Source organism: Pseudomonas sp., from assembly GCF_028293835.1.
Lineage (GTDB): Bacteria > Pseudomonadota > Gammaproteobacteria > Pseudomonadales > Pseudomonadaceae > Aquipseudomonas.
Genome location: NZ_JAQGNX010000004.1, coordinates 1 through 3,833, shown reverse-complemented (window position 1 = coordinate 3,833; position 3,833 = coordinate 1). Strand labels below are relative to the sequence as shown.

General features: G+C 59.2%; 4 protein-coding genes and 1 tRNA gene. All 5 read right to left on the bottom strand.

The window, feature by feature from the left end:
* Positions 1-2: 2 nt before the first annotated feature.
* Positions 3-92: transfer RNA gene (locus tag JWR17_RS00540), tRNA-Ser, on the bottom strand.
* A 92-nt stretch (positions 93-184) separates the two neighbouring features.
* The gene (purC, locus tag JWR17_RS00535) at positions 185-895 is read right to left on the bottom strand and encodes a phosphoribosylaminoimidazolesuccinocarboxamide synthase (protein ID WP_297836039.1); all 711 of its coding nucleotides are present in this window, start codon (positions 893-895) and stop codon (positions 185-187) included.
* 28 nt (positions 896-923) lie between these two features.
* Positions 924-1,682 (bottom strand): MBL fold metallo-hydrolase, encoded by a 759-nt coding sequence (locus tag JWR17_RS00530; protein WP_299827255.1) that lies wholly within the window; start codon positions 1,680-1,682, stop codon positions 924-926.
* Between the two features lie 4 nt (positions 1,683-1,686).
* Entirely contained in the window at positions 1,687-2,802 is a 1,116-nt protein-coding gene (gene bamC / locus JWR17_RS00525; RefSeq protein WP_299827254.1) for an outer membrane protein assembly factor BamC, read from the bottom strand.
* A gap of 17 nt (positions 2,803-2,819) precedes the next feature.
* Entirely contained in the window at positions 2,820-3,698 is an 879-nt protein-coding gene (dapA, locus tag JWR17_RS00520) for a 4-hydroxy-tetrahydrodipicolinate synthase (RefSeq protein ID WP_299827252.1), read from the bottom strand.
* Positions 3,699-3,833 lie beyond the last annotated feature (135 nt).

The following is a 3,833-nucleotide window of genomic DNA, read 5'->3' as shown; positions in this document are numbered from 1 at the left end:
TATGGCGGAGAGATAGGGATTCGAACCCTAGGTACTGTCGCCAGTACAACGGATTTCGAATCCGTCCCATTCGGCCACTCTGGCATCTCTCCAACGGCGCGCATGATAACAGTTCAGGTGCCGAACGTAACCCCCTGCGGAGGAAATTTTCGCGTGCTATCAGGCGCTTGCGTAACTTTTTCGTCTACAGCGGTACGCCGAGGCGTTTTGCGACTTCTTCGTAGGCTTCGATGACGTCACCGAGGCCCTGGCGGAAGCGGTCTTTGTCCATTTTCTTGCGGGTTTCTTTGTCCCACAAGCGGCAGCCGTCCGGGCTGAATTCGTCGCCGAGGACGATTTCGCCGTGGAAGGTGCCGAATTCTAGTTTGAAGTCCACCAGCAATAGGCCGGCGTCGTCGAACAGTTTGGTCAGAATTTCGTTGACCTTGAGCGACAGCTCTTTCATCCGCACCAGATTTTCTGCGGTGCCCCAGCCGAATGCCACGACGTGGGACTCGTTGATGAACGGGTCGCCCTTGGCGTCGTCCTTGAGGAACAGTTCGAAGGTGTAAGGATTGAGCTTGATGCCCTCCTCCACGCCCAAGCGCTTCACCAGGCTGCCAGCGGCGTAGTTACGCACGACGCATTCGACCGGGATCATCTCGAGCTTTTTGACCAGGCATTCGTTATCACCCAGCAACTTGTCGAATTGGGTAGGAATTCCCGCTTCTTCGAGCTTTTGCATAATGAACGCGTTGAACTTGTTGTTCACCATGCCTTTGCGGTCGAGCTGTTCGATGCGTTTGCCGTCGAACGCCGAGGTGTCGTTGCGAAACAACAAAATCAAGCGGTCAGCGTCGTCGGTGGTGTACACCGATTTGGCTTTGCCGCGGTAGAGTTCTTCACGTTTTTCCATGATGGGCTCCGCTTGCTGAGTAGTTGGGCTAGGCGATGTGTCGCCAGTCGAGCCCTGAATCTTGATCGGCCAGTTGCAGCCAGTCCGGGTCGCACCCAAGGGTGTCGACAAAACATTGCCGGGCCAGCTGCGGAAGGTTGTTCTTGCTGCTCAGATGGGCCAGGACCAGGTATTGCAGGCCTTGCCAGCCCAACTCGGCCACCAGGAATGCCGCCTGATGGTTGTTCAAATGTCCCAGTTCACCACCCACCCGCTGCTTGAGAAAGTACGGGTAGTGACCGCGAGCCAGCATGTCACGGCAATGGTTGGACTCGATCATCAACGCATCGAGGTCGCGATAGCCGTCCAGCACCTTGTTGCAGTACGAGCCCAGGTCGGTCAGCAGGCCGAAGCGCCGCTCACCATCACTGAACACATATTGCGTCGGTTCCTGTGCATCGTGGGCCACGGCAATGACACCGATGCTCAGTGCGCCGATCTGCAGTTGCTCGCCGCCGGCCAGAAGGCCAGCCGGTTCAATCGGTTTGCGCATCCCGCGCAGGGTGCCGCGACTGAGGTAGACAGGCAGATTGTAGCGCCGAGACAGCAAACCCACGCCATGCACGTGGTCGGCATGTTCGTGGGTCACGAGTATCGCGCTCAGCTGCGCAGGGTTCACACCCAGGCGCAGCAGGCGTTTTTCGGTTTCCCGCAGGGAGAAACCACAATCCACCAGCACATACGTATCAGCGCTGGCTATCAGCGTGCCGTTCCCTTGGCTACCGCTGCCGAGAACGGCAAAACGCATGTGATCAGCCCAGGTTGTCCTGAATCTTGCTCAACACTTTGCGCGCCACGTCAGCCGGCGCCACGGTGTTGATGTTTTTCTCGACGGTGACCTGGACGTTTTCGCCGACCTTGCTCAGGCGAACCTGATAACGCTCGGCACGGGCGTCAACTTCTTCCTTGCTCGGCGCGCTGCCGAACAGGCTGCTGAAGAAGCCAGGCTTGTCGTCTTTCTTCTCGGCTTTTTCCGACAGGTTTATGTAATAAAGGCCCAGGCTGCGGTTGATGTCTTCAACGCGCCATTCGCCTTGTTCCAGCGCACGACCGACGCTCGACCAGGCACGGTCCAGGTCGTTGCCGACGTTCAGAACCGGGTTGCCGCTGCCGTCTTCGCTCAGGCTGACGCGACTTGGCGTATCGAAATCACGCGAAGCCAGCATGGACACCGAACCGCCCTTCTCCGAGATACGGCTCATGCTCGCGAGCATGTCGTCGACCAGGGCTGCATCCAGGCCAGTGTTGACCGAGCGATTGGTGAAATCGACGTTGGCCGTGCTGCCGGCAGGACGCTCGGCGCTGACCACGTAGACTTCACTGGTGTTGCGCTGCACGCCTGGCTCGATGCGGACCCGCACGCGGGTTTCGCTGTCGGCGCCGACACCGGCCGCGCTCAGGCGCTTGGCCATGGCGGCGGACAGTTCGTCGGAATGCTGCCAGGTGGTGGTGAATTCACCGGTCTGTGGCTTCTGTTCGTCCAGGCGGAAACCGTTGTCCTGGAAGAATTGCACAGCCACGGGCCACGTTTCGGCCGGCGGGCTCTGCGCCACGATCCAGCGCGAGTCACCGCTCTTCTGCAGCGAATAGGCGCTGGCATCGGCGGATGCAGACAGCGGCTGCGGACGCGGCACGATGTACTCGCCCTTGGCGGTGTCATCAGCCACGTTACGCGGGATCGGCAGCAGCGGATCCAGACGTTTGGCGGTGCTCACGTCCGGTGGCAATTGCATGGGTGCAGTCTGTTGCGCTTCCAGGTAATCGCTACCACGGTCACGGAAATAACCTTCCGGGCCCCAGACCCATCCACAGCCACTGGTGCTGGAGATAATCAAGGCAAGTGCGGAAAGTCCGGCCAATCGCTTCATGCGTAGTGCTTCCTCAATTAAACCAGGACGCTGCACTGGCGCAGGGCCGTGCGGAGCGTTTCATGACAAGGTGTGCTCAGCCAGGTCAATGGCAGGCGAATGCCTTCGTGCATCAGGCCCATTTCCACCAAAGCGAATTTCACCGGGATCGGGTTGGCTTCGATGAACAGGTCCTTGTGCAGCGGCATCAGTTTTTCGTTGATTGCCCGCGCGGTGGTGGCGTCGCCCTTGAGCGCAGCCTCACACAGGTCAGCCATTTCGCGCGGAGCGACGTTGGCGGTGACGGAGATATTGCCCTTGCCGCCGAGCAGGATCAGCTCAACGGCGGTCGGATCATCACCGGACAGCACGATAAAGTCCTTGCTCACGCCGTCGATGATTTTTTTCGCGCGCGCCAGGTCGCCGGTGGCTTCCTTGATGCCGATGATGTTCGGCACGGTGGACAGGCGAATCACGGTCTCGGCCTGCATGTCGCAAGACGTGCGGCCAGGAACGTTGTAGAGAATCTGTGGAATGTCGACCGCTTCAGCGATGTGCTTGAAGTGCTGGTACAAACCTTCCTGCGTCGGCTTGTTGTAGTACGGAACGACCAGCAGGCAGGCGTCAGCGCCGGCTTCCTTGGCGTTGCGGGTCAGTTCGACGGCTTCGCGAGTCGAGTTGGCACCGGTGCCGGCGATAACCGGGATGCGACCGTTGACCTGCTTGACCACAGCGCGGATGACTTCGATGTGCTCGTTGACATCGAGGGTTGCCGACTCGCCGGTAGTACCGACCGCGACAATGGCATGAGTACCGTTTTTAAGGTGGAAGTCCACGAGTTTGCTGAGGCTGTCCCAGTCAAGACGCCCTTGTGCATCCATGGGTGTGACCAGTGCCACCATACTGCCCGCAATCATGAAACCGCTCCTGCCGGAAAAAGAGAGCGGTAATGGTACTGGCGCCAAGATGCTTGCACAAGCGAAGTACTGCGCTGCTGCCATTCCCCTTGGCGCTGCTTTTCGCTACCCTTCAGACTTTGATCGGTACTGATA

Excerpts from the sequence above, each read along its gene's own strand:
- purC (WP_297836039.1), bottom strand. The coding sequence starts at position 895 with ATGGAAAAACGTGAAGAACTCTACCGCGGCAAAGCCAAATCGGTGTAC.
- JWR17_RS00530 (WP_299827255.1), bottom strand. The coding sequence starts at position 1,682 with ATGCGTTTTGCCGTTCTCGGCAGCGGTAGCCAAGGGAACGGCACGCTG.
- bamC (WP_299827254.1), bottom strand. The coding sequence starts at position 2,802 with ATGAAGCGATTGGCCGGACTTTCCGCACTTGCCTTGATTATCTCCAGC.
- dapA (WP_299827252.1), bottom strand. The coding sequence starts at position 3,698 with ATGATTGCGGGCAGTATGGTGGCACTGGTCACACCCATGGATGCACAA.